Consider the following 24474-nt stretch of genomic DNA (forward strand, 5'->3'; position numbering starts at 1 on the left):
CAATAGGAACCTGTTCTTCATTTCACTAAGATAAACTGGAAAGACTAGAATTTCTTCTTAAGAAATAACTAGTTTGTGTTTTTCTATATGTTAATAAGGCTGTGAAGCCAATTTATCAAAAATAGGGAGATTTGCGACATGCCAAATATTCAAGCAGAAGCGATTTATTATCCAGGGTTCGCTGGGTCTAAAGCGTATCGAATTCCATCAATGATCACGACAACTAAAGGAACAGTTATTGCAGGAATAGATGCTAGAATTGTTGACCAAAGAGACAATCCAAATAAAATTGACGTGACAATTCGTCGAAGTGAAGATAATGGAAAGTCTTGGGGACCAGCCCAAAAACTCGCTGCCTATGCAGGTGAGGGATTGGATGGTGCAGCAGCCATTGATACATCACTTTTGCAAGATAAGGAAACAGGAACTATTTTTATGCTATTTATGCATACGCCAGGTGGAATTGGTCTATGGGCAAGTGAAGCAGGGATGGGCTTTGATTCAGAAGGGCGTAGAAAATTGTATGATCAAGAAGGAAATGTTTTCATCCTTGCAAATAACGGTAAGGTTCTGGATTCAGAACTAAATGAAACAGATTATGTTATTGATGAACAAGGTTATGTTTTTCAAAACGGTGAAGCTAAAGGTAACATCTATTTTAAAAAAGGTGTTGACCCAAATGAAAGCTTGCTAGAAGCGAGAACTTCCTTTTTGCAAATCATCCAAAGTGACGACGATGGTCTCACTTGGTCAAAACCAAGAGAACTAAATCCGATGGTAAAAGAAGAATGGATGCGTTTTATTGGCTCAGGCCCAGGATGTGGAATTCAGCTGCAACACGGGGAGAAAGCGGGAAGACTTGTTTTTCCAATTTATTTTTCAAATGAAGCGGGAAAATTATCTTGTGCATGTATTTATAGTGATGATCATGGTGCTACTTGGCAACGGGGCGAATCTCCAAATGATGGCAGGGAACTAGATGGAGAAGTTTTATCGGCTAAGACTATTTCAGAGGAGAAGCAATTTTTAACTGAATCACAAGTGATTGAATTGCCTACAGGAGAATTGAAATATTATCTTCGTAACCATTATGGTCTTCAAAGAACAGCTGTCACAACTAGTACAGATGGTGGAGAAACTTGGGGCGAAGTCACTTTCGATGATGCTCTTATAGATCCGATTTGTCAATCTAGTGTTATTCTTTATCCTGATTTAGGTGACGGAAAAGTACGCGTACTTTTTTCAAATCCAGCAGATGAAAAAACAAGAATCAAGGGGACAGTTCGTTTAAGTGAAGATGGCGGGAAAACTTGGGCCTATAGTAAAGTCATTGAAGATGGATATTTTGGGTATTCTTGTTTAACCGTTCTTAAAAATGGAGATATCGGAATTTTATACGAACGTGTAGAAGATTATTCTGATTGGAATAGTATGGACATTCAATTTGGAACCTTTACGCTTGATTGGTTAAAATCATAATAAGAGAACAGGGACAGGTAATGATTTATGATTTACCTGTTCCTTTTGATAATGTCTGGTTTCGTGAATTGTAAAAGCCAAAAAACGACTTTTACCTAATTATTGGTTAAGCTGTACTTAAGAAGTTGGTAGCTCTTTTCTCATATGAAAATTTAATATTGGGGCTAAAATATATTTTGTCTTTATTAAAATAGTAACAATGTTTGAGGAAAAGCCCTAACAATTATGGAGGATACAGTTATGGACAAACAATCTTTTTTCAATGCAATACATAAAAAGTTAATCGTTTCTTGCCAAGCACTTGAAAACGAACCTTTACACGGATCGGAAATCATGGCTAAAATGGCACAAGCTGCAAAAGAGGGTGGAGCAGTAGCAATCCGAAGTAACTCAGCGCAAGATGTGGCAGCTATAAAAAAGCAAACGGGTCTCCCCGTAATTGGATTGGTCAAACGCGATTATCCAGATAGTGAAGTTTTTATTACTGCAACATTAAAAGAAGTTAAGGAATTGCTTGAAGTAGAGCCAGCCGTTATTGCACTCGATGCTACAATCCGCAATAGACCGAATGGGGAAAAGTTAGAAGATTTAGTTCGTTATATACATGAGAACAGCAATACGCTCGTAATGGCGGATATTGCTACAAAAAAAGATGTTGAATACGCGATTAGTTGTGGAGTGGACATGATTTCAACGACTTTATCAGGCTATACAGCTGATAGTCCTAAATTGGAAGGACCTGATTTTGATTTATTGGAAGAGCTTAGCAAGACTGCCCCAATTCCTGTTATTGCTGAAGGACGTATTAACACACCACAAGATGCGAAAAAAATGCTTGAACTAGGCGCATGGTCAATTGTTGTCGGAAGTGCAATTACAAGACCACAATTGATCACAAAATCATTTGCTGAAGGAATTGAAAAATGAAGCAATATTTAGCATTTGATATTGGCGGTACTCAAATTAAATACGGAATTATTGATGAAACAGGAAATATTCTCTCTCACGCATTAATGGATACTGAAGCATATTTGGGTGGACCTTCTATTATTGATAAAGTGATCGCTAAGGGAAAAATCCTTATCCAAAATCATCCTGTTGAAGGGATTGCGATTAGTACGGCTGGTCAAGTCGATTTCAATACAGGGACCATTGTCGGAGCTGGCGAATCCATTCCTAACTATACTGGAGTGGAAATAAAACATCTTGTAGAAAAGGCGCTCGGATTACCTGTTGAAGTAAGAAATGATGTAGATTGCGCGGCTTTAGGAGAGCAATGGCTTGGTCGTCATAACGTTAATAATTTTATCGCGTTAACTATAGGGACAGGTATTGGTGGAGCGATTGTCATTGACGGAGAAATGTATTCCGGGCACACGTTCAGCGCAGGCGAATGGGGATACATGCTAATCGAAGGTCAGCAGTTTGAAAAAGTTGCGTCCGTCTCTGGACTAATTAATCTTGCTCGGCAATACAAGGAAGATCGTGATTGGACAGGAAAAGAGATATTTGATTTGTATGATAAAGGCGATGCGGATATTAAACTAGCAGTCGATACTTTTTTCAAACATTTAGCGATTGGAATCACAAATCTTATTTACATTTTCAATCCTGAAAAAGTAATCGTTGGCGGAGGTATTACCGCACGTGGTGAGAAGTTATTGCAAGAAATTCAGCACGAAGTCCAAAAATATATTTTACCTTCTATCTATAAAAATACTGATATTGTATTGGCAAAATTATCAAACCAAGCAGGAATGGTAGGAGCCGTTTATAATTTTATAAAAAGTAGATAGTCTAAAAAGTAAATTATTGACTTTACTATATTGTTGGGCAGTAAAATGGAGAGGTCAGCAGTATTATCGATTTACCAGATAAGATAGTGACATAAGTAAAATCAAGAATAGCAACAAATTCGAATTCATCAATGAAGAGGTGTAGACATGACACAATTAAGAATGGGAATTATCGGACTTGGACTTAGAAGCAATATCGTGAAATATTGGCATCAACCAGAAGGAAACTCCGTTGTTGTAGGTGTAGCAGATATTTCCGAAGCAGCGCTTGATCGTTTTAAAGAAGAAGTTAATGCAGATGGTTTCGTTACTACCGATTACAAAGAATTACTGACAAGAGAAGATATTGATGCTGTTGCAATTTTATCACCTGATTATTTGCATGAAGAACATGCCATTGCCGCATTACGGGCAGGTAAGCATGTCTATTGTGAAAAACCTCTAGCGATTACACCAGAGGGATGTGATCGTATTCTTGATGAATGGAAGCTTTCCGGGAAGCATTTAATGATCGGGTTTAATATGCGTTATATGAGCATGTACCAAACAATGAAAGAAATTATTGATTCTGGCGTCATTGGTGATATTAAAGCTGTTTGGGTCAGACATTTCGTTGGACTCGGTGGATATTATTATTACCATGATTGGCATGGAGCTTCTAAAAATACGACATCTTTACTTTTACAAAAGGCTTCTCACGATTTTGATGTTATTCATTGGTTAACAGGACAATATGCGAAAAAGGTGTCGGCCTTTGGCAGCTTAGATTATTACGGCGGGGACAAGCCCAATGATTTACATTGCCCAGATTGTGAATTAAAAGACACTTGTCCGGATGTAAGTTTAACAAAGTTAACACAATGTGCTTTCCGTGAAGAAATTGACGTGGAAGATAATAATATGGTCATCATGGAGCTTGAAAATGGCATTAAAGCATCTTATATGCAGTGTCATTTCACTCCAGAGTATTCTCGAAACTACACATTCATCGGTACAAAAGGTCGAATCGAAAACGATGATATCAATGATAAAGTATACGTCAAAACGAGAAAATCAGGTACATGGCATGAAATGAGCGATATTGTATACGAAATGAAAGAAATGCCTGGTACACATGGCGGGGCAGACCCACGCATCTGTGCAGATTTTGTGAATTTGGTCCTAAACAATAAGCAACCATTAACCACTCCTTTTGCAGGCCGCATGAGTGTCGCGGTTGGTTGTGCAGCGACTGAATCAATTCGTTCTGGTGGAAGGGTAATCGAGATCGATCAAGGAAATCATCGTCCAATCGAGGAGGAGCAATATGCCAAAGTTAACGCATAATGAAAAATCCTTTTTGCTCGATGGGAAGGAAACTCTACTTTTAAGTGGTGCAATGCATTACTTCAGAACGGTTCCTGAATACTGGGAAGATCGTCTTTTGAAATTAAAAGAATGTGGTCTTAACACAGTAGAGACATATGTAGCCTGGAATCTTCATGAACCAGAGGAAGGCAAATTTGTTTTTGACGGAATTGCTGATATTGGGCGTTTTATCAAAACCGCAGAAAAAGTTGGACTTCATGTCATTGTTAGACCTGGACCTTATATTTGTGCGGAATGGGAATTCGGTGGTTTCCCTTATTGGTTAATGACGGTACCAAATATTAAATTACGCTGTTTTAACAAGCCATATTTAGAAAAAGTAGATGCTTATTTTGATGAGCTATTTAAACGCTTGAATCCACTTTTAAGTTCGAATGGCGGTCCTATCATCGCTCTCCAAATCGAAAATGAATACGGCAGCTTTGGGAACGATCAAAAATATTTACAATATATGCGTGACAGCATCCAAAGAAGAGTTGGAGATGAACTGCTCTTTACTTCAGATGGTCCACTTCCAAGCATGCTGCATGGCGGTATGATTGAGAATGTACTTGAGACAGCGAACTTTGGATCTAGAACGGAAGAAGCTTTTACTGAATTAAAAAAATTGCAGCCCAATGGACCGCTTATGTGCATGGAGTTTTGGCATGGCTGGTTTGATCATTGGGGTGAAGAGCATCACACAAGATCAGCTGATAGTGTGGTAGAAACATTGGAAGAAATGTTAGAGCGTAATGGCTCTGTCAATTTCTATATGGCACATGGTGGAACAAATTTTGGCTTCTATAATGGAGCAAATCATAACGAAGAAATCTATCAACCTACGATTACAAGTTATGACTATGATGGATTGTTGACGGAATCTGGAGATGTGACAGATAAATTCTTTGAAGTTCGAAAAACATTTGAAAAATATGTGGACCTTCCAGAAATGAATCTGCCAGCTCCAACGCCGAAAAAACAATACGGAGAAGTCCAATTAACGGAGAGTGTTGCGCTACTTGACTCATTAACGCAACTTTCCACACCACAAAAAAGTGAAGCTCCATTAACGATGGAGGAATATGGTCAAGGGTACGGTTTTATTGTGTACGAAACAGTCATTAAAGGAGCTTATGGTAAGCAACGATTAACTGTTCAAGATATTCACGATCGTGGACAAGTATATATAAATGGTGAGTATGTTGGACTAGTGGATAGAATTAGCGGCAACGCTAGTTTAGAAGTCGATATAACTGAAGATGAAACGAAACTTCAAATCATTGTCGAGAATATGGGACGCATCAATTACGGGCCATTCCTCGTTGATTTTAAAGGAATTACAGAAGGAGTTAGATTGAACAATCAATTTCTATTTGGTTGGACAGTCTACCCATTACCATTAAATAATTTAAGCCAACTATCATTTGCAAGTGTGGAGACCGAGGAAAATCATCCATATTTTCATCGTGGAACATTAACTATTGATGAAGTGGCTGATACGTTCATCGATATGTCCAATTGGACGAAAGGTGTCGTCTTCGTGAACGGTCATAACCTTGGTCGTTATTGGGAGATAGGGCCTCAACAAACACTATATGTTCCAGCACCACTTTTACAAAAAGGCGACAACGAAATTGTCATTTTCGAACTTCATAAGCATGAACAATCAGTAAGCTTTGTTGGTAAGCCAGTATTAGGGTGAAAAAAAAGCGTGGACTTTTTGGGTCCACGCTTTTCTCTACTCTTCTTCAACCGTATTTACTTCAACGCAGATTACAGTAACTGTTACAAGGACGATCAACATAGCACTTATGGCTAAAAACATATTAATCAACTCCTACCAAGTAATATGGTGTCCGGATCCAGGAGGGGCGTGCTGAATCATGTGGCTTAGCGGCAATGCGTATGCCATTAGAATTAGAGCAACTGCCACACCAATCCAAATCCACCAGTTTTCCAAAAACTTAGGTGTATGTGATTTATCACTTTCTGCAAGTGGGAATTCCTCAATTTCTTCTTTTAACTTCGCTTCAGGTGCAATGAATAATAGATTGGCAACTATATAGACTAAAAGCATCGCTGAAAGGAATAATATTGTTCCGCCAACCGCCATTGTTACATGGTTGGATAAAATACCGTCAAACCATTCCAATGCATTTACATTTCCGCTATAACCAGAGTAAGCTGTTCTTCTTGGAGCACCGAGCAATCCTAAAATATGTTGTGCGGTAGACATTAGAAGCATACCGATAGACCAAGAACCGATTTGAATAAATGCCAGCTTTTGTAAACGTTTTGTGAACTTTCTTCCTGTAAGATAAGGAATAAGCCAGAAAGTAATTCCCATAAATGTCATAGCAACTGGAGTTCCAACTGTAATATGGAAGTGCCCTACAATCCAAAGTGTGTTGTGCACAAGTTCATTTAATTGGAAGCTTGCATTAATGATTCCTCCAGCTCCACCAGGGATGAAAAATGCCATTGCGATAAATATGGATGTAAAACGAACGTCTTTCCATGGAAGCTTTTTAAACCAGCCGAACAATCCTGTGCCACCTTTTTTTCTTCCAGAAATTTCAAATGTAGCAAACATCGAAAAGGCAGTCATTAAAGATGGAATAATAACCATGAATGTTAAAACAACTTGTAAAAACTTCCAGAAACTTGAAATCCCAGGTTCTGTTAACTGGTGATGGAATCCTACTGGAATAGAGAATAGCAGGAATAAAACAAATGATAAACGAGCTAAAGAATCGCTGAATACTTTTACCCCAAGTAGTTTTGGAACCACTGTATACCATGCTATATAAGCAGGCAATAACCAGAAATAAACGAGCGGGTGTCCGAAATACCAGAATAAGGACCGGCTTAATTCCACATTAATCGTATCCACCCAACCAAATGCCCAAGGAATGTATTGGAACACTACCGTTGCGACGACTCCTAGACAAGCAATAAGCCATAAGATTAGAGTAGCGACAGTCATGTACGCAAACAATGGACTTAACTGACCTTTATTTCGTTTTTTCCATGCAACATAATGACCTAATAGTGCAAAGCTGCTTAACCAAGTACCGATAATAACGAGTGCTAGTGCGACATAATACCATCCACTTGCTTTTAGTGGGGCGTAAAACGTATAGAGAACGGATGCTTTACCTGAGATAATCATAACGGTTGCAAGTGCTGTTCCGATTGTTGTTACAATAAATCCTAGCCAAGCGAATAAATTAACTTTCGGTCCAAAACCGCCTAAAGATTTACTCATTCCGGCGATTAAAAAGGCGAAAATAAAGAATGTTGTAAAGATAAGTGCAAGTAATACGCCATGTGCTGTTAAAATTTGATAATAATTCAGCCATGTAGGAAGATCGAGTGAATTGTTTCGCACAAATACTTGAAGCAATCCACAAAAGGTTCCAATAATAAAGGCAATGTATGCAACTCCGATATTCCATAAAGCGAGCTTACGATCCTGAATTCCTATCATGGTTCATACACCTCAATCTCTGTTGACATAAAATGGTGACCTGTACCGCAGTATTCATTACATAGAACTAAATATTTTCCCGGTTTATCGAATGTGTAGCTTTTATGAGTTATTCTTCCGGGCACAACCATCATGTTAACTTTTGTATCTTTTATGGTGAAACTGTGAACAACATCTGTACTTGTTAATGTAAAAATAATTTCTTTTCCAACTGGAACTTTAATTTCGGAAGGTTCGTATCCGAAAGCTTTAGCTACTAATGCCACTTCATACGTATTTTTATCAAGTTGCTTTACACCCGGGTTGTCAAATGGGGCTATCTCACTCACTTTTTCCGGATCTATCGTATCCATTCCCCCTGCAGGTGTATGCCCTTGCCCAAATGCCGTGATCCCAACAATACTTAAAAAAATGACCAATGATAAAATTCCGAATACTAACCAAATTTTTTCATACTTATGAAAATCCATTTTCTCACCTACTTTTCGTTTTTATCTGGATACATAAAGACCATAAACGGCAAACCACATAACTAAAATGATAATTCCAACTGCGAAAACACTGATGAGCGTTCCTTTAAGGTTTACATCTGACCCATGCTTCTTTTTGGCCATTTCGCATCCTCCTATAATTGCTGGTTTATGATTAAATCGTACTTTTTTGTGATTCGCATCACAGTGATAAAAGTCACACCTTATGTTAAAAAATGCACAATGTTGAAATTTAGACAAAAAATAAAAATAATATGTACTTTCAGCATTATTCTTTTACATGTGCTCCCTTGCTTTACTTGTATTCGCCGAATAATACATCCACCAACTGGAATAATAACCAGTAACTTATAAAGGGCGAAGGAAATGGTATTTTTTATGTCAAAGTCCCCAATACGAAGACTAAAATTTAAAAAGAACAAAACGGTATCGTTACTTTCTGATATTCCAAATAAACAGTTAAGTACTGATTTATACACAAATGAGCAAATCTTGAAAGATTTTTTTAGTAATTGTTCAGATTTTGTGACTCGTCCAATTGCTATTAACAATGAAACAAAAATCATTTTGTTCTATATAGAAGGGTTAACTGATACAAAAACACTCGACATAGTATTATTAAAACCATTGATGGTAAATGGTCTTCTGAATGATTCAAGTATGGAAGGGAAGTTTAGAGAAATTGTTGAACAACAGCTTTTGCCCTCCACTCAAGTAAAAACTGCTACTGAATTCTCTAAACTGGTAGACAGTATTTTAAAAGGTGAACTAGGTATTTTGGTCGAAAATGAAGCAAAAGCATTAATTGCTGATATGAAAGGGTCGGAACAAAGGAGTGTTGAGGAACCTTCGACTGAGGTCACCATTCGTGGTCCAAAAGATGGGTTTACCGAGACGTTAAGAGTCAATACGTCTTTATTGCGAAAAAGAATCCGTAGTACGAACCTAAAACTAGAGGCACTAACCATTGGCAAGCTTTCGCAAACGGATGTCGTCATTGCTTACATTGAAGGAATTGTTTCTGAATCACTTTTGCAAGAGGTCCGGAAAAGGCTGAAACGTATTGAAATTGATGGAATCCTTGAATCGGAGTATATTGAAGAATTTATTGAGGATGCACCATATAGTCCTTTCCCGCAGGTAGAAAATTCAGAGAGACCTGATATTGTAACGGCTAATCTCTTAGAAGGGAAAGTAGCCATTATGGTCGATAATACTCCATTTGCGCTTATCGTCCCAATGACCTTTTGGAGTGGATTGCAGGCAGTTGAAGATTATTATGAACGATTTATCTATACTTCTTTTATTCGCCTTATTCGATATTTTATGTTCAATATTGCAATGTATTTACCATCCATTTATGTTGCGTTAACCACCTATCATCCAAAACTAATTCCAACTACTCTTTTAATAAGTATTGCAGCCGCACGTGAAAACGTTCCGTTCCCTACTATCATTGAGGCACTGATGATGGAATTAGTTTTTGAGGGACTTAGAGAGGCGGGGATTCGCCTGCCAAAAGCAGTTGGTTCAGCTGTTAGTATCGTTGGAGCACTTGTTATTGGCCAAGCAGCAGTTCAAGCTGGGATTGTATCTGCTCCGACTGTAATAGTTGTGGCAGCAACGGGGATTGCTTCCTTTTGTATCCCAAGGTACAACTTAGGAACAGCGCTGCGGCTAATAAGGTTTCCGATGTTGATTTTAGCGGGGATGTTTGGTTTGTACGGCATCGTAATTGGCTTTATTATCGTAAACATTCATGTTGTGAACCTGCGTTCATTCGGAGTCCCTTACTTTACTCCTGTGGCACCGCAAATTCCAAGTGATTTAATGGATGTACTTATAAGGGGACCAAGATGGGCTAACCAGTATGGACCACGGTTTACATTTTTTCGAAAAAAACCCCGCATTCCTTCAGGGCAAAAGCCGACACCCCAAAAAAAGGAGGAGTGAGCCATGAAAAAAATGTCCGCAATCTGTATGGTTTTACTTATTAGCTTCCTTTTTTTATCCGGCTGTTGGGATCGCAAAGAATTGAATGACAGGGCAATTTGGCTTTCGACAGGATGGGACCTTGCTGAAGATGGAGAAGTTGAAATCAGCGGTCAAATTATCATTCCTGGGAACTTACAAATGCAACAAGGTGGTGGTGGAACGACACCAAGTTTCTTTACAATCTCTGCCAAAGGTAAAAATGTGCTGGATGCTCAGCAAAACTTACAAACAAAACTTCCGAGGGAGGCATTTTTAGGACAACGGCGTGTCATCTTCTTTGGGGAAAAATTTGCTAAGCATGGAGTAAGGAAAAAAATGGATGTAAATCAGAGAACCCCAGAAGTTAGCCTTAGGGCCGATCTTTTTGTTGTAAAAGGGGGGACGGCAAAAGAAATACTCACTCTATCGAATCCGCTAGAAAGAATCCCTGCATCAGCTGCGTTAAAAGAACATAGGGAAAATGGCGGAAGAGGTGATACCGCTTACTTAAATTTTCTTATTGCTGCAAATAAAAAGGGATTTCGTCCATCTATTCCCACAATTGAAATGAGCGATTCGATAGAAGGAAAATCCGGCGGCCAAAAGGATTCACCTAACCAAAAGTTGGTACGTTTAGCAGGTGTAAGTGTATTTGATCGAAACTTAAAAATGTTAGGCTATCTAAATAACGAAGAGAATAGAGATTTACTTTGGATTATGGGGATTCTAAAAAAAAGGACAATCACCATATCCGAAAAGAAGGGGAATGCCAGTATTAATTTGACTAAGATCAAGTGCAATATTAAGCCCAATTATAGCAAAGTTAATCAAATTCGTTTTATTGTCAATTTGGAAGGGGAAGGGCAAGTCCTGGAAAGTAATTACGCTTACAATTTGAAAGAAAAAAAGTACAATCGTTTACTAGAAAAGAAATTTGAAAAAGAGATACAAGATCAAGTTGAACAGACAATAAAAAAAGTTCAAAGAGAATATGGTATGGATATTTTTGGTTTTGGAGAAGTCATTCATAGAAAGGATCCAATTAAATGGAAATCATTAAAAAATAAATGGGATCAAATATTTCCGACCACGAATATTTCAGTAGAAGCAAACATTAAAATTAAGCGTATCGGTAGTGAAGGACCATCTGTTATAAATAAGGAAAGTGAGAGTAAACGATGAAACTTTCTGGTTTGCAAATATTCTGGCTAATATTTACGTTTGAAACAGGAAATATCATTTTGCTAACGGTTGGTCCTGTCATGAAAGAAGCAAATCAAGATATATGGATTTCTTATCTAATTGCTAGTGTATTGGGTGTCCTGATTATGTATATTGCCGTAAAAACTGCTTTGCTTTATCAAAAGCATACATTAATACAGTATAGTAAACTTATTTTAGGCAAGTGGCTAGGAACAGTTATGACACTTTTTTATTTTGTCCAATGGTATGCGGTGGCGGGAAACATATTAAGGGAATTCACCGATTTTACGATTTCAATGCTACTTCCTAAAACGCCATCTTGGGTCTTTTTTATTACGATGCTTTTTTTGCTGGTATATGTAACTTTTATCGGTGGAATTGAAGGAATTGGACGGTGCGCCGAGGTTTTTGGTCCCATTATCATATTTTCAGTAGTCATATTGACTTCTTTTACAATTAAAGAATTTGATATAACAAATCTACTTCCAATTTTTGTTGACACTGGGCTAATCTCCATTTGGAAAGGGGCATTAACGCCACTCTCTTTTCTTGGTGAATCTGCTGTGATGATGTTAATGCTTGTCTCTTTTATGGATAAGCCAGAAAATGCAATGAAAAGTGCCATTTCGGGGCTTGTATGTGCAGCCATTATTGTAAGCATAGTTGCAGTATGTGTACTCCTCGTTTTTGGACCGGAAATATCTGGTGATTTACGTCATCCTGCCTTTGATCTAGTCAGTTATCTCTCGGTCATGGATTTCATACAAAATCTTGATATTATTGGAATGTTGGTTTGGATTCTAAGTGTATTTATTAAGTTGTCGGTATATTTCTTTTTATCTTGCTATGGTACTGCTCAATTATTAAAAATAAAAGATTGGAAAAAAGTGATTTGGATTGTTGTCATCTTTTATTTTATGTTAGCCCAGTTTGTCCCATCTATCTCATATACCTTTGGATACATGAAAACGTACTTAGTTTACTTCGTACTTCCTATCAATATGGTAGGAATACCACTATTACTCTGGATTGTCGGAATGATACGAAATAGAAAAAAGTCTCCTGCTTGACTAGATTACAGTAGATTTTACATATAAGATTGGAAAATATAATAGAACACGGTATTATCTTAGTCCCGAAGCGTTCATATAAGAAGTTGCTTGCCTTTAGTCTGCTCGGAGCACTGCCTACTTTACTTGTCTATGTTATTCAAGGGAAATAATTTTTTAGAAGCTAGGTGCGAGTATAATAAAAAAAGGCGACCTCCGAGGTCTGCCCTTTTAATCGATTTTACATATTTCAATAGGACAAATTTCACAATGATTTTCTTCCCTTAAATAATTCAAATCATGTATGAGAATTTTTCCATCCTTCATCGAGAGCTTTCCATCTTTTTTCAAGCTGCTTAACATGCGATTGACGACCTCTCGTGTCATGCCGCAAAAGTTGGCAAGCTCTTGATTCGTAATAGATAAATCAACAAGAATTCCGTCTTCTTTTTCAACCCCATAACTGTTCGCCAAACGAATTAATGTTGAATATAATGCGCCCTTTTTTCCGTGTAAAAGGAGGTCACGAAACTTTGACTGCATTTTTTTATGATGAAGGCTCATCATTTTCATAAACTCCACATTTAGGTTTGGTTTAAGCAGAAGGTTTTCCTCAAGATCATCCTTTTTGATTTTTGCGCAAGTACTGTCTTCGATCGCCCGTGCATGAACGGTATAGGAGGCAGTGTCGGAGTATAAAGAGATTTCATAAATAAAATCACCTTCGCTAAAAATCTGAAACGCAATTTCACGTCCATCCGGGGTAACTTTCCCGATTCGTATCTTTCCCGAGCGGATATAATATATTCCATCAGCAAGATCGCCTTCTTGAAATAAGTAAGCATCTTTTTTCAATTCAATCTCACTATGGACAAGTGCAAGAAGACCTTCTAGACTAGATGATTCGCTCTTTCCATTCATATCATCACACCTATTCATTAAGGATAGAGATTTCTCCATCTAAATTAATATTTATTTTACGACCATCATTAAAAGTAATCTCTAGTGGATGTGTTTCACTAATTTTTTTGGAAAAGTACCATCTTCTACCTGGTGGGACAAGAACAATAAAAGTATCTCCTTTTCCAAGAAAATTCAATTCATCGGGCACGATATTTGAGCTTCCAAACAACGGAATGCCAAAATCTTGTATTTCCTCTCCTACAATTGCAACATGGGAAGTCGTAATGCTGACTTCACTTATATTTAAGAAAGAACCTACTGATAAATCCCCGAACAAGTCTCTTTTTCTACGTCCAATCAATTCAAGCACATTTCCTGCTGGATCTTCAAAATACATTGAATCTGCATCAAAGCTTCGAAAATATACTTCGCTTCGGCCATTTTCCCTGTTCAAAGGAAGTCTGTTTTGAATCCAATCTTTCATCATAGAAAACTGGTTCCCCGGTATGTTGATGGCGAAATGATAAAATGCTTTTCGTTCTGATTGTATAAAAGTAATAGTTGATTGACCGATTTGCACAGTGAACCGATCATCAAGTGCTTCTGTTATATTTAGTTCTAAAACATTCCCATAAAAGCGCCTTAATGACTTTAATTTATCTGTATAAAACGTGACGGCTTTGAACAATTATATCACCCACGCCTTTTCTTTCATTATATCATTTTTGGACTTCAATAATATGACAAATGTCATCTTATTTTCATGACAATACTTACTGATGTTCTAACTCCATCGTTTGTAAAATGATAATAAAGATTCGTGAAGGAGAGGTTAAAATGGAACGAGTAATTGACATTAAAGGATTGACGAAATCGTTTAAGGATAAGAAAGCAGTTGCTGATGTTACTTTTACAATAAATCGCGGGGAAATAGTTGCAATTCTTGGACCGAATGGAGCGGGCAAAACAACGACAATGTTGATGATGCTAGGTTTGTTGAGTCCAACGAAAGGTGATGTAAAAATATTTGGCGTTGATGCTAAATCAAAAAATGTTCGTGAGAAAATTGGAGTCATGCTCCAGGAAGTAAGCATTATGGATGGTTTAAAAGTGAAAGAAATCATTTCTCTCATCCGAAATTATTACCCAAACCCATATTCATTGGATTATCTCATTCAAATTACAGGATTGAATGAAGATGATTTGAAGAAGCGGACGGAGAAGCTTTCAGGAGGTCAAAAAAGAAGAGTCGGTTTTGCGCTCGCACTTGCTGGAAATCCCGATATATTATTCTTTGATGAACCGACAGTAGGAATGGATATTTCAGCACGCAAAATATTTTGGGAAACCGTAAAGGAGTTAGCCAAACAAGGGAAAACCATTATTTTCTCGACGCATTATTTGCAAGAAGCAGATGATGTAGCGAATCGAATTCTATTATTTAAAGAAGGAACAATCATTGCTGATGGAACGCCAGATGAAATTAAGAAAAAGTTATCGAAGCAATCAGTTTCTTTTATAACGAAGGGTGTAATTCCGAGAAAAATGTTCCTTGAACATCCTTTTGTAACTGATATGTACGATAAAGACGGAAGGATTTATATTATGACGGAAGATACTGATTTAGTACTGGCTAGAATTTTTGATCTGAAACTAAACGTTAAGGATATTCGCGTAGAAAAGGGTCGACTGGAAGAAGCGTTTGAACAATTGACAAGTGAACATAAGGAGGTCATATAAATGAAAGTTATTATCCATCAATGTAAAGCCGAAATATTGCGCATGTTTCGTAATCCGTATTATATTTTTTGGTCGCTTTTTATGCCAATCGTATTTTATGTTGTTTTTACAAAAATCGTAAATATCCAGGTGCCGGATAAAAAGGTATGGGATGCCCATTATTTAATGTCCATGACGACGTTTAGTGTAATGGGAAGTGCAATCATGACGATGGGAATTCGGATTGTGCAAGAACGTAAAGAAGGGTGGACTACTTTTATAAAAACGACACCTCTTTCTGGTACAGTGTACTTTTTAGCCAAAATGATTGGGCAAACTGTTGTACATCTTTTTTCCATCATTGTCATTTTTATTGCGGGGATATTGATTAATGGTGTTTCATTGCCAATTCATGTTTGGTTTTTGAGTGGGGCATGGATTCTGCTGGGATCATTGCCATTTCTTGGGCTTGGCGCATTAGTAGGTACAATGAAGCGAGTTGATACTGCAACGGGAGTAAGTAATTTCATTTATATGCTCCTCGCCATAACGGGAGGGATGTGGATGCCAATGGATATTTTGCCGAAAATGGTTCAACGGGTAGGAAGTTGGCTCCCATCGTATAATTTTGGAAATGGGGCTTGGGAAATTATCCGTGGACATTCTCCGGAATGGAAAAATTTCGCGATTCTAGCAGCTTACCTTCTTGTATTCATGGTATTATCGACTTATATAAGAAGAAAGCAGGAAGCGGTGTAATCATTGAGAGAGTTTCAGGTTTTTCCAAAAAGATTTGGCGTTCTGCCATACGTGTTTTTAATATATTTAGCTCTGCCGCTTATTTATGTATTACAAGAGAAAGGGGTAAAAGCAGTAATTGGATATTTGCTAATACTGCTTTTCCTTGTTTCATATAGACAGCTATATTTTTTAATTCCAATGAAAAAAATATCTTATTGGCTAGTTATACAATTTATCATCATTTTTATCATGAGCATTTGGTATAATCCCAATACTTTATTTATGGGATTCTTTCCTGCGAATTTTGTTGGCTGGTTCTCGAATAAAAAGCAGTTCAGATGGGCTCTTGCAACTTTTACAGGGATGCTTGCTCTATCAATTATTATGATTGCTTGGAAGCATCAATTATCTAATATTTATTATTTTTTCCCATTTCTCTTAGTTATGCTAGCTTCTCCATTTGGAATCCGTTCAATGAATACAAAGATGGAATTAGAGAAAAAGTTGGATCAGGCAAATCAACAAATTAAGGAATTAATCAAACGAGAAGAAAGAATCCGGATTGCTAGGGATTTGCATGATACATTAGGACATACGCTATCACTAATCACACTGCAAAGTCAGCTCGTACAAAGATTGACCTCGAAAGATCCTGAGAGGGCAAAACAAGAAGCGAAGGAAATCGAATCAACTTCTCGATCGGCTCTACGCCAAGTCAGAGAACTTGTGTCCGAAATGCGGTCGATTACGATTGCAGAAGAAATTGCAGATATGGAACAAATTTTTACGACCGCAGGAATTGCATTTCATGTAGAGAAAAATCAAGACTTTTCACATATCCCGTTGTTGCAACAAAATATTATTGGAATGTGCCTTAAGGAAGCAGCAACAAATATTGTGAAGCACAGTCAGGCGAAAAATTGTACTCTATCAATCATTGAAAAGGAAGGTTTTTTATCGATTGCTGTAAAAGATGATGGGATAGGATTATTGGGACAACATCAAAGTGGCAATGGATTAAAAGGAATGAATGAGCGACTTGCATTAATTGACGGAACGCTTAACATTAGTTCCAACAAAGGGACTGAGCTCATGATAACTGTACCGATTATAGTAAAGCAAGCGGAGGTGAAGGACAAGAATGATACGAATAGTAATTGCTGAAGATCAACGAATGTTAAGGGGAGCGCTTGGAGCATTACTAGATTTTGAAGAGGACTTAGAAGTGGTGGGGCAAGCAGAAAACGGTAATGAAGCATTGAAGCTTATAATGGGGCTTAATCCAGACATCTGTTTGATGGATATCGAAATGCCCTTGAAAAGTGGGCTTGAAGTTGCGACTGAGCTAAAACAATTAGGTTCTTCATCTAAGATCATTATATTGACCACCTTTGCACGTCCTGGCTATTTCGAAAAAGCCATGAAAGCCGGTGTTCACGGTTATTTGTTAAAGGACGGATCGATTGATGAACTAGCGAGTTCCATACGAAACGTAATGGATGGAAAAAGGGAATATTCGCCCGAATTAATTATGAATTCATACAACGAAGACAATCCCCTAACAGAGCGCGAACAAGAAATATTAAAATTAGCAGCTGAAGGTAAAACCGGAAAAGAAATATCCACAATATTATTCTTATCCCAAGGAACTGTTCGAAATTATATGTCTGAAATTCTACAAAAACTTGATTCAAAGAATAAAATAGAAGCAATTACTGTTGCCCAGGAAAAAGGCTGGATATAAAAGGGATGTTCCATCAATTTGGAACATCCCTTTTATGTGCCTATGACCATTTGAATTTCGCAATTGCTGTCCAATTGAACTGTTCAAAGTGCCCATGCCCATGTGTAAATCGGTGACGTTGTCCGATTGAACTGTTCAAAGTGCCCATGCCCATGTGTAAATCGGTGACGTTGTCCGATTGAACTGTTCAAAGTGCCCATGCCTATGCAAAAATCGGTGACGTTGTCCGATTGAACTGTTCAAAGTGCCCATGCCCATGTGTAAATCGGTGACGTTGTCCGATTGAACTGTTCAAAGTGCCCATGCCCATGTGTAAATCGGTGACGTTGTCCGATTGAACTGTTCAAAGTGCCCATGCCTATGCAAAAATCGGTGACGTTGTCCGATTGAACTGTTCAAAGTGCCCATGCCTATGCAAAAATCGGTGACGTTGTCCGATTGAAGCGTTCAAAGTGCCCGTGCCCATGCGAAAATCGCTGTGGTTGTCCAATTGAAGTATCCAATGTTCCCATTAAGGAGAGTTTCAAATAGCTTTTGCCTTAATAAAAAACCGATGCTGCTTTACGTCAAAGTAACCTTTTTCTTGGATCAATTGATGAATTTCATATAATTTCTGTTTTTCTTTTTCAATAGTAAAGTCAGGTGCTTGCCAAGGTATGGCTTTTAAATAATAGACTAGTGCACCAACGTCAAAAAACCTTTGAATCGGAAATTCCTCATGCTTTTCTAAAATCTTAAACCCATTGTTCTCCAAGTCTGATGCTGCATTTGCTAAATTCCAATTAATAAATTCCTCATTATATGGTAAGTCAAGCGCGTCATTAATATCATGACAATCTGACCCGCCTACTTGCTGAGTAAGGAATGTGCCATCGTCCTTAATGATTCTTCTTATTTCATGATTTGAATACGATTCATGTTTATTGATAATTAAATCAAAAAAGTTATCTTCAAATGGTAGTCGGTTATCATCTTCAATTTCAACAACCTTTACACCTAAAGGCTCAAGCCGATTTTTAGCAATTGGTACATTTGGTTTATATGCTTCCGTAGCGTAGACTGTTTGTGGAAAAGGACGCAGCATTGATAGATATTCGCCACCACCGGTTCCCATATCCAACATTGATGAAGAATTTTTTATAAGAGACATTGCCTTGCTTCCATATGACCAAGAAAGCGGCTCACTATCTATTCTTCCAGTGCTACTAACATATGAAAAGTCCCAACCTGAGAAAGGTTGATTATGACTTTCAATCAATTGCTCAAAACTTTTATCATATTTCAACATAATTCCTCCCTAATAATAAGTAGCAACGACTACTAGAGACATAGTATAATGGTCCTGATTGCGATTTTTATAAAGGGGCTTTTTTCTTGAAAAATTTCAGATTACATTTAACTCTAATAATAATCGTTTTTTCCATTTTTATCTCTTTTATTGTAGCATTTTTTGATCAAGTTAAATTGAAAAACAGATTAATAGAAGATTATGCTTCCAGACTAAGTGCAACTGAAGATAGTATTATCGAATCCTTACATACAATTGACAAAGCTTATTTGTTTTTCGATGCAGATATAGCTCAAAAGATGAAGAAGAACTCAGACGAATTACTTTCTCTTTATGAAAAAAATCCAAATTTTGATGAGTGGGATTTCCATGCACTTAAAACGTATTATGGAATGGATATATACATAATAAATGAAAAAAACGTCATTACATACAGCAGTTTCCCCGATGATATCGGTCTTGATTTTCAATCTTGCTGCAAAAAGTTATCGGAAATTCTAGATACAAGAAGAAATGCAGGTGTATTCGCTGATGACGGAATGGACATCCAACAATCAGATGGCGGAATAAAAAAGTTTAGCTATGCTCCAACACCTGATAAGAAATATATCATCGAATTAGGTGTTGAGTTATCAGATGGAGAGATATTTAAGCATTTTAATTTTCTTGATTTAGCAAATGGACTAGAGAAAAAATATTCTTTTATAAACAATATTAATATTTATAGTCGTGGTGGGCATCAATTCATTGCGAGTGGAAATGAGAAAGAGGGAGACATAAAGCGTGAATCGGAAAAATGGCCCCATTTTAGAAAGGCGCTTGAGAGCGGAAAGCCAACTGAGGTAAAGGGGAAATGGGAAAATCTAGACGCCACATATCGATATATTCCTTATATTGCAACGGAAAAAAGAGGCGTTTCAACAGATAGAGTCGTTGAAATTGTGTACAATGATTTTCCATTAAGGCTTGCTTTGTTGGATAACAAAAAACAATTCGTTTTGCAGCTGCTTGTTATTTTTTTAGGGGCAATATTACTTTCCCTTTTTATCGCACGTTGGATTGGCAGGCCAATGTTCCTAGCTTTCCATGATAGTTTGACGGGACTAAAAAATAGAGCAGCTTTCGAAGATTTAGTCAGTCAACAATTGCAAAAGAAAAATGTAAACACTGCATTAATGATGATTGATCTAGATAATTTCAAGCTTGTAAATGATCGCTTGGGGCATACAGAAGGCGATCGAATTCTTAAAATAACTGCTGAAACCATTGCTTCTTTTTTAAGCAAGAACGACCATGCAGTAAGAATCGGCGGGGACGAGTTCGGTGTCATCTTTGCAAATATTAAAGTAGAAGATATTAGTATGATTGCCTCAGGAATGCTGAGCTTGATGGAACAACGTTTTCACGACTTACCAGAGAACATTGATGTTTCTATGAGTATTGGGATAGCATTTGCAGATGAGAAGGATAATGTAGATACCCTTTATGCAAAAGCAGATAGTGCATTGTATCAGTCAAAAAATAATGGGAAAAATCAATATCATATTTATCGTGAATTGTTAAAAACTTAACCTTTTATAATGTAATACTAAAATGTAGAATAATTGTATTATAGTTTTTAGGAGTTGTTAAGAATGTGGGAAGAATTTAAGAAGTTTGCGATAAAAGGTAACGTATTAGATTTGGCAGTTGCCGTTGTCATCGGGACGGCTTTCGGAAAAATCGTTTCTTCGCTTGTTGAGAATATTATTATGCCACTCGTCGGAGTATTGCTAGGCGGTAGAAGTTTTGAAAAACTCTCCATACCTATTGCTGGTGTAGATGTGAAATATGGAATTTTTATTCAAAGTATTGTTGACTTTTTTATCATAGCCTTTTCAATCTTTATATTCGTAAAATTATTGAATAGCTTAAAGAGGAAGAAAGAGGAAGAAGTAATTGAGAAGGAACCAGAGGTTGCTCCGGAAATAGAGCTATTAGCAGAAATTCGAGATTTATTAAGGGAACAAAAACAAGAAAAAGCAGAGAATTAAATAACTGCATTTTCGGATAAATATTGAATAAACAAAAAACCAAGAGGAAAAGAACGAGCTGTTTTTCTCCTCTTGGTTTTATTATATTTTATTTTATGCTTCTCTAGATACTTGAATTTCCATCGTAACTTTAATGTCGTCTCCGACAAGAACACCGCCTGTTTCAAGGGCTGCGTTCCAAGTTAAACCATAATCACTGCGCTTGATTTTACCTTCTACGCTAAAACCAGCTTTTTCTGCACCGCTCATTGGATCTTTCGCAAGTCCTTCAAATGTAACAGTAAACGTTTCAGGCTTTGTAACCCCATGCAAGGAAACATCTCCTGTTATCGCGTATTCATCGTCGCCTTTTTTCTCAATATTTGTTGAAGTAAAAGTTAGGTTTGGATATTTTTCAACTTCAAAAAAGTCAGCAGAACGAAGGTGATTATCGCGATCCTCATTACGTGTATCAATGCTTGCAACATCAATTGTAAAACTGATATTTCCAGTTGTTAAATCAGTAGGATCTGCAACGATGTCCGCAGAAAAATCGTTAAAAGAACCTTTTACTTTAGAAACCATCATATGTTTTACAGAAAAGTCAACATTACTATGTGCATTATCTAGAAGCCATTTTGAAATTGTCATTATTATTTTTCCTCCTTATTTTGTTATTACAAAAAGTAAGTAACTAATGTAATTATAGTAGATGATTTTTAAGATGTAAAGTGGTTTTTTTGACAATCCTTCTGGAAAAACTAATAATTAGATGAAATAGTATAAGATTTCTTTTGTGTTCAGTTTAACCTAATAATTTCTCTATAAACCTAAAACAAAGAGAGGTGTTTGTGACAATGAGGATGGTCGATATTATCGCAAAGAAAAGGGATGGAAAGCATTTATCGAAGGAAGAAATCCATTTTGTCATTGATGGTTATACAAATGGACAGATTCCGGATTACCAAATGTCTGCTTTTTTGATGGCGGTATTTTTTCAAGGCATGTCATCAAACGAAACGGCTAAATTGACAATGGCAATGGTGAAGTCTGGGGATCAAATTGATTTATCCGGAATCGAAGGGGTTAAAGTCGATAAACATTCGACTGGCGGTGTTGGTGACACGACGACTCTAATTCTTGCGCCTTTAGTTTCCGCACTCGGAATTCCTGTTGCAAAAATGTCAGGTCGTGGGTTGGGACATACTGGTGGAACAATCGATAAACTTGAAGCGGTTCAAGGTTTCCATGTTGAGATTTCTGAACAACAATTTATTGAACTGGTCAATCAAAATAAAATTGCAGTTGTAGGTCAATCTGGAAATTTAACACCTGCAGATAAGAAAATTTATAGTCTTCGGGATGTAACAGCAACGGTAAATTCAATTCCTCTCATTGCAAGCTCAATCATGAGTAAAAAAATTGCTGCTGGAGCTGACGCCATAGTTCTTGATGTAAAAGTTGGGGCGGGAGCTTTTATGAAACAACTCGATGATGCTAGGGAATTAGCGAATGCGATGGTGGAAATTGGAAACCAAGTTGGAAGGAAAACCCTCGCTGTCATTTCGAATATGGAACAACCACTGGGATATGCGGTAGGAAATGCTTTGGAGGTTAAAGAAGCAATCGAAACACTGCAAGGTAAAGGTCCAGCTGATTTGCATGAACTTTGTCTCGTACTTGGAAGCAAGATGGTTGTCTTAGCAGGTAAAGCTAATTCTGAAGAAGAGGCACGAACTATGCTTGAAGAAGTAATTGCTAACGGAAAAGCTCTTCAAGTTTTTAAACAATTTTTATCGGCTCAAGGTGGAGATCCTTCGGTTGTAGATGATGTAACTAAACTACCTCAAGCTACATATCAAATCCCAGTTAATTCTACTGAAAGTGGCTACATTAGTGGAATAGTGGCGGATGAAATCGGAGTAGCAGCGATGCTTTTAGGAGCAGGCCGTGCAACAAAGGAATCCGAAATTGATTTAAGTGTAGGAATTGTATTACATAAAAAAATTGGCGATGCAGTTGAAGCAGGAGAGTCGATTGCAACAATATACAGTAATACAGAAGAAGTTGATGATGTCATAAATCGGATAATGAAGGCATATGATTATTCTAAAGATAAACCCTCTCCAATGCCTTTGATTTATAATTTATAAGGAAAGATGTGAGTCTTCTTAAGAGGACTCTTTTTTCTTGTCTTGCTTTAGGGGCCACCCCCCCTTGAGGTTAAATATCGGAGGCCCGTAGGATGCGGGTCAGGAAGGCGTTGCGACGTACACGGATGTACTAGTGCAGGCGAAGCGACAGGACGTCGCTACCTGAGCCTGCAACAGGAAGTTGCGTTCTTTGCCTTCCTTCCGCTTTTCTTACTTGCAAAAATACATTTGAATGTTATGATAAGTGATAATGATTATCATTATTATTTAAGGAGGTACTCCATGTTAGCAGTTAAGTCCATTGCAGATATAATCCGTGAAAGGACTTCGGTTAAAAACGGATATATCGATAAGGAGATCACTCAAGAACTTATTTTGTCATTATTAAAAGATGCGGTTTGGGCACCCACACATGGTGTTCGCGAACCATGGCGTTTTATTTTCGTTTCTAAAGATCGTAAGGAAGACTTCATTGAAGCCATTCTACAATGTCATGAAAAAGGCAAGCATGAAATCATAAGAAATAAATTTATCAATGTCCCGGCATTTTTAGTCGTTATTATGAATGAGGATCCACGTCAAAAAGTTTGGGAAGAAGACTTTGCTGCAACAAGCTGCATGCTTCAAAATCTGCAATTGCTTGCGTGGGAACAAGAAATAGGGATGGTTTGGAAAACGCCTGTCCATAAACATGATCCTAAATTCCGTCAAGCAATTGGAGTCCACCCAGGCGAAAAAATTGTTGGAGTATTAAATATTGGATATTTTGATAAAGAAATAGCTGCAAGAAAGATTAGAAAAAGGACAGACCCCGCTGAAAAGATGGCTGCTTTTTAACGATAGTTTACTTTTCCTACTTAAGGGTATTACAGGTACAAGACCCTTAAATGAGGAGAGATTAACATGGACGAGCATAAGGAAATTGAAAGAACAGAAAGAAAGTCTGATTCCAGCCAAGTAGCTTCGACTTTCATAAAATACGCTGCCTATTTAATCATTTTCTTCGGCATCATGTGGTTTATTATTAGTTATTTGATACCGATGATAAGAGGGTAAAATTGAATCAAGATAAAAGAGCAACC

Annotated in this window: 24 protein-coding genes; 17 read left to right on the forward strand and 7 right to left on the reverse strand. The window is 37.3% G+C overall.

Annotation, left to right across the window (positions count from 1 at the left end; genetic code table 11):
• Nucleotides 1–138: 138 nt before the first annotated feature.
• The 5 genes from MT489_RS13020 (at nucleotide 139) to MT489_RS13040 (ending at nucleotide 6327) form a co-directional block, all read left to right on the forward strand.
• Entirely contained in the window at nucleotides 139–1479 is a 1341-nt protein-coding gene (locus tag MT489_RS13020; RefSeq protein ID WP_244681996.1) for a sialidase family protein, read from the forward strand.
• Between the two features lie 240 nt (nucleotides 1480–1719).
• Nucleotides 1720–2406, forward strand: coding sequence for an N-acetylmannosamine-6-phosphate 2-epimerase (locus MT489_RS13025; RefSeq protein WP_244681997.1), 687 nt, complete (start codon nucleotides 1720–1722; stop codon nucleotides 2404–2406).
• Entirely contained in the window at nucleotides 2403–3275 is an 873-nt protein-coding gene (locus tag MT489_RS13030) for an ROK family protein (protein WP_244681998.1), read from the forward strand. Before MT489_RS13025 ends, MT489_RS13030 begins: the two co-directional genes overlap by 4 nt.
• Before the next feature lie 147 nt (nucleotides 3276–3422).
• A complete protein-coding gene (locus MT489_RS13035) occupies nucleotides 3423–4601 on the forward strand; it encodes a Gfo/Idh/MocA family protein (protein WP_244681999.1) in 1179 nt (392 codons plus the stop codon).
• A complete protein-coding gene (locus tag MT489_RS13040; protein ID WP_244682000.1) occupies nucleotides 4582–6327 on the forward strand; it encodes a glycoside hydrolase family 35 protein in 1746 nt (581 codons plus the stop codon). Before MT489_RS13035 ends, MT489_RS13040 begins: the two co-directional genes overlap by 20 nt.
• Nucleotides 6328–6462: 135 nt before the next feature.
• On the opposite strand, the gene MT489_RS13045 is transcribed toward MT489_RS13040, so the two are convergent.
• From MT489_RS13045 to MT489_RS13055, 3 genes are read right to left on the reverse strand one after another with little or no spacing between them, the layout of a single operon-like run.
• Entirely contained in the window at nucleotides 6463–8115 is a 1653-nt protein-coding gene (locus MT489_RS13045) for a b(o/a)3-type cytochrome-c oxidase subunit 1 (RefSeq protein ID WP_244682001.1), read from the reverse strand.
• Nucleotides 8112–8585 carry a cytochrome c oxidase subunit II gene (locus MT489_RS13050; protein WP_244682002.1) on the reverse strand — a complete coding sequence of 158 codons (474 nt, stop codon included), beginning with the start codon at nucleotides 8583–8585 and terminating at the stop codon, nucleotides 8112–8114. The genes MT489_RS13045 and MT489_RS13050 overlap by 4 nt, the downstream gene beginning before the upstream one ends.
• A gap of 21 nt (nucleotides 8586–8606) precedes the next feature.
• Nucleotides 8607–8729 (reverse strand): cytochrome C oxidase subunit II, encoded by a 123-nt coding sequence (locus MT489_RS13055; protein WP_244682003.1) that lies wholly within the window; start codon nucleotides 8727–8729, stop codon nucleotides 8607–8609.
• A gap of 243 nt (nucleotides 8730–8972) precedes the next feature.
• Here MT489_RS13055 and MT489_RS13060 point away from each other — a divergent pair, with 243 nt between their 5' ends.
• From MT489_RS13060 to MT489_RS13070, 3 genes are read left to right on the forward strand one after another with little or no spacing between them, the layout of a single operon-like run.
• Nucleotides 8973–10559, forward strand: a complete 1587-nt coding sequence (locus MT489_RS13060; protein ID WP_370876397.1) for a spore germination protein — start codon at nucleotides 8973–8975, stop codon at nucleotides 10557–10559.
• A 3-nt stretch (nucleotides 10560–10562) separates the two neighbouring features.
• The gene (locus MT489_RS13065; RefSeq protein ID WP_244682004.1) at nucleotides 10563–11762 is read left to right on the forward strand and encodes a Ger(x)C family spore germination protein; all 1200 of its coding nucleotides are present in this window, start codon (nucleotides 10563–10565) and stop codon (nucleotides 11760–11762) included.
• A complete protein-coding gene (locus MT489_RS13070; protein ID WP_244682005.1) occupies nucleotides 11759–12853 on the forward strand; it encodes a GerAB/ArcD/ProY family transporter in 1095 nt (364 codons plus the stop codon). The genes MT489_RS13065 and MT489_RS13070 overlap by 4 nt, the downstream gene beginning before the upstream one ends.
• 210 nt (nucleotides 12854–13063) lie before the next feature.
• Here the strand turns inward: MT489_RS13070 and MT489_RS13075 are convergent, their stop codons facing one another.
• Both MT489_RS13075 and MT489_RS13080 read right to left on the reverse strand, forming a co-directional pair.
• Nucleotides 13064–13753: a Crp/Fnr family transcriptional regulator gene (locus MT489_RS13075; protein ID WP_244682006.1), complete on the reverse strand. Its 690-nt coding sequence runs from the start codon at nucleotides 13751–13753 to the stop codon at nucleotides 13064–13066.
• Nucleotides 13754–13763: 10 nt separating this feature from the next.
• The gene (locus MT489_RS13080) at nucleotides 13764–14423 is read right to left on the reverse strand and encodes a hypothetical protein (protein ID WP_244682007.1); all 660 of its coding nucleotides are present in this window, start codon (nucleotides 14421–14423) and stop codon (nucleotides 13764–13766) included.
• 149 nt (nucleotides 14424–14572) lie between these two features.
• Here MT489_RS13080 and MT489_RS13085 point away from each other — a divergent pair, with 149 nt between their 5' ends.
• From MT489_RS13085 to MT489_RS13100, 4 genes are read left to right on the forward strand one after another with little or no spacing between them, the layout of a single operon-like run.
• Complete coding sequence (locus MT489_RS13085) at nucleotides 14573–15475, forward strand: ABC transporter ATP-binding protein (protein WP_244682008.1); 903 nt, start codon at nucleotides 14573–14575, stop codon at nucleotides 15473–15475.
• Entirely contained in the window at nucleotides 15476–16213 is a 738-nt protein-coding gene (locus tag MT489_RS13090; protein ID WP_244682009.1) for an ABC transporter permease, read from the forward strand. It begins immediately after the preceding gene.
• Nucleotides 16214–16216: 3 nt separating this feature from the next.
• Nucleotides 16217–17359, forward strand: coding sequence for a sensor histidine kinase (locus MT489_RS13095; RefSeq protein ID WP_244682010.1), 1143 nt, complete (start codon nucleotides 16217–16219; stop codon nucleotides 17357–17359).
• Nucleotides 17337–17939: a response regulator transcription factor gene (locus MT489_RS13100; RefSeq protein ID WP_244682011.1), complete on the forward strand. Its 603-nt coding sequence runs from the start codon at nucleotides 17337–17339 to the stop codon at nucleotides 17937–17939. Before MT489_RS13095 ends, MT489_RS13100 begins: the two co-directional genes overlap by 23 nt.
• A gap of 523 nt (nucleotides 17940–18462) precedes the next feature.
• Here the strand turns inward: MT489_RS13100 and MT489_RS13105 are convergent.
• The gene (locus tag MT489_RS13105) at nucleotides 18463–19224 is read right to left on the reverse strand and encodes a class I SAM-dependent methyltransferase (protein WP_244682012.1); all 762 of its coding nucleotides are present in this window, start codon (nucleotides 19222–19224) and stop codon (nucleotides 18463–18465) included.
• 89 nt (nucleotides 19225–19313) lie between these two features.
• Between MT489_RS13105 and MT489_RS13110 the strand changes: the two genes are divergently transcribed.
• Nucleotides 19314–20798, forward strand: a complete 1485-nt coding sequence (locus MT489_RS13110; protein WP_244682013.1) for a GGDEF domain-containing protein — start codon at nucleotides 19314–19316, stop codon at nucleotides 20796–20798.
• A 63-nt stretch (nucleotides 20799–20861) separates the two neighbouring features.
• The gene (gene mscL / locus MT489_RS13115; RefSeq protein ID WP_244682014.1) at nucleotides 20862–21260 is read left to right on the forward strand and encodes a large conductance mechanosensitive channel protein MscL; all 399 of its coding nucleotides are present in this window, start codon (nucleotides 20862–20864) and stop codon (nucleotides 21258–21260) included.
• A gap of 93 nt (nucleotides 21261–21353) precedes the next feature.
• On the opposite strand, the gene MT489_RS13120 is transcribed toward mscL, so the two are convergent.
• On the reverse strand, nucleotides 21354–21890 hold the full coding sequence (locus tag MT489_RS13120) for a YceI family protein (RefSeq protein WP_244682015.1): 537 nt from the start codon (nucleotides 21888–21890) through the stop codon (nucleotides 21354–21356).
• Nucleotides 21891–22096: 206 nt separating this feature from the next.
• Here MT489_RS13120 and MT489_RS13125 point away from each other — a divergent pair, with 206 nt between their 5' ends.
• The 3 genes from MT489_RS13125 to MT489_RS13135 all read left to right on the forward strand — a co-directional run bounded on the left by MT489_RS13125 (nucleotide 22097) and on the right by MT489_RS13135 (nucleotide 24448).
• A complete protein-coding gene (locus MT489_RS13125) occupies nucleotides 22097–23392 on the forward strand; it encodes a pyrimidine-nucleoside phosphorylase (RefSeq protein WP_244682016.1) in 1296 nt (431 codons plus the stop codon).
• Nucleotides 23393–23674: 282 nt separating this feature from the next.
• Complete coding sequence (locus MT489_RS13130; protein WP_244682017.1) at nucleotides 23675–24229, forward strand: nitroreductase family protein; 555 nt, start codon at nucleotides 23675–23677, stop codon at nucleotides 24227–24229.
• Between the two features lie 66 nt (nucleotides 24230–24295).
• A complete protein-coding gene (locus MT489_RS13135) occupies nucleotides 24296–24448 on the forward strand; it encodes a hypothetical protein (protein ID WP_244682018.1) in 153 nt (50 codons plus the stop codon).
• The last annotated feature ends 26 nt before the right edge of the window (nucleotides 24449–24474 follow it).

The sequence above is a fragment of the Lederbergia wuyishanensis genome (genome assembly GCF_022900255.1).
In the GTDB taxonomy this organism is placed as follows: domain Bacteria; phylum Bacillota; class Bacilli; order Bacillales; family Bacillaceae_C; genus Lederbergia; species Lederbergia wuyishanensis.

Excerpts from the sequence above, each read along its gene's own strand:
- MT489_RS13020 (WP_244681996.1), top strand. The coding sequence starts at position 139 with ATGCCAAATATTCAAGCAGAAGCGATTTATTATCCAGGGTTCGCTGGG.
- MT489_RS13025 (WP_244681997.1), top strand. The coding sequence starts at position 1,720 with ATGGACAAACAATCTTTTTTCAATGCAATACATAAAAAGTTAATCGTT.
- MT489_RS13030 (WP_244681998.1), top strand. The coding sequence starts at position 2,403 with ATGAAGCAATATTTAGCATTTGATATTGGCGGTACTCAAATTAAATAC.
- MT489_RS13035 (WP_244681999.1), top strand. The coding sequence starts at position 3,423 with ATGACACAATTAAGAATGGGAATTATCGGACTTGGACTTAGAAGCAAT.
- MT489_RS13040 (WP_244682000.1), top strand. The coding sequence starts at position 4,582 with ATGCCAAAGTTAACGCATAATGAAAAATCCTTTTTGCTCGATGGGAAG.
- MT489_RS13045 (WP_244682001.1), bottom strand. The coding sequence starts at position 8,115 with ATGATAGGAATTCAGGATCGTAAGCTCGCTTTATGGAATATCGGAGTT.
- MT489_RS13050 (WP_244682002.1), bottom strand. The coding sequence starts at position 8,585 with ATGGATTTTCATAAGTATGAAAAAATTTGGTTAGTATTCGGAATTTTA.
- MT489_RS13055 (WP_244682003.1), bottom strand. The coding sequence starts at position 8,729 with ATGGCCAAAAAGAAGCATGGGTCAGATGTAAACCTTAAAGGAACGCTC.
- MT489_RS13060 (WP_370876397.1), top strand. The coding sequence starts at position 8,973 with ATGGTATTTTTTATGTCAAAGTCCCCAATACGAAGACTAAAATTTAAA.
- MT489_RS13065 (WP_244682004.1), top strand. The coding sequence starts at position 10,563 with ATGAAAAAAATGTCCGCAATCTGTATGGTTTTACTTATTAGCTTCCTT.
- MT489_RS13070 (WP_244682005.1), top strand. The coding sequence starts at position 11,759 with ATGAAACTTTCTGGTTTGCAAATATTCTGGCTAATATTTACGTTTGAA.
- MT489_RS13075 (WP_244682006.1), bottom strand. The coding sequence starts at position 13,753 with ATGAATGGAAAGAGCGAATCATCTAGTCTAGAAGGTCTTCTTGCACTT.
- MT489_RS13085 (WP_244682008.1), top strand. The coding sequence starts at position 14,573 with ATGGAACGAGTAATTGACATTAAAGGATTGACGAAATCGTTTAAGGAT.
- MT489_RS13090 (WP_244682009.1), top strand. The coding sequence starts at position 15,476 with ATGAAAGTTATTATCCATCAATGTAAAGCCGAAATATTGCGCATGTTT.
- MT489_RS13100 (WP_244682011.1), top strand. The coding sequence starts at position 17,337 with ATGATACGAATAGTAATTGCTGAAGATCAACGAATGTTAAGGGGAGCG.
- mscL (WP_244682014.1), top strand. The coding sequence starts at position 20,862 with ATGTGGGAAGAATTTAAGAAGTTTGCGATAAAAGGTAACGTATTAGAT.
- MT489_RS13120 (WP_244682015.1), bottom strand. The coding sequence starts at position 21,890 with ATGACAATTTCAAAATGGCTTCTAGATAATGCACATAGTAATGTTGAC.
- MT489_RS13125 (WP_244682016.1), top strand. The coding sequence starts at position 22,097 with ATGAGGATGGTCGATATTATCGCAAAGAAAAGGGATGGAAAGCATTTA.
- MT489_RS13130 (WP_244682017.1), top strand. The coding sequence starts at position 23,675 with ATGTTAGCAGTTAAGTCCATTGCAGATATAATCCGTGAAAGGACTTCG.
- MT489_RS13135 (WP_244682018.1), top strand. The coding sequence starts at position 24,296 with ATGGACGAGCATAAGGAAATTGAAAGAACAGAAAGAAAGTCTGATTCC.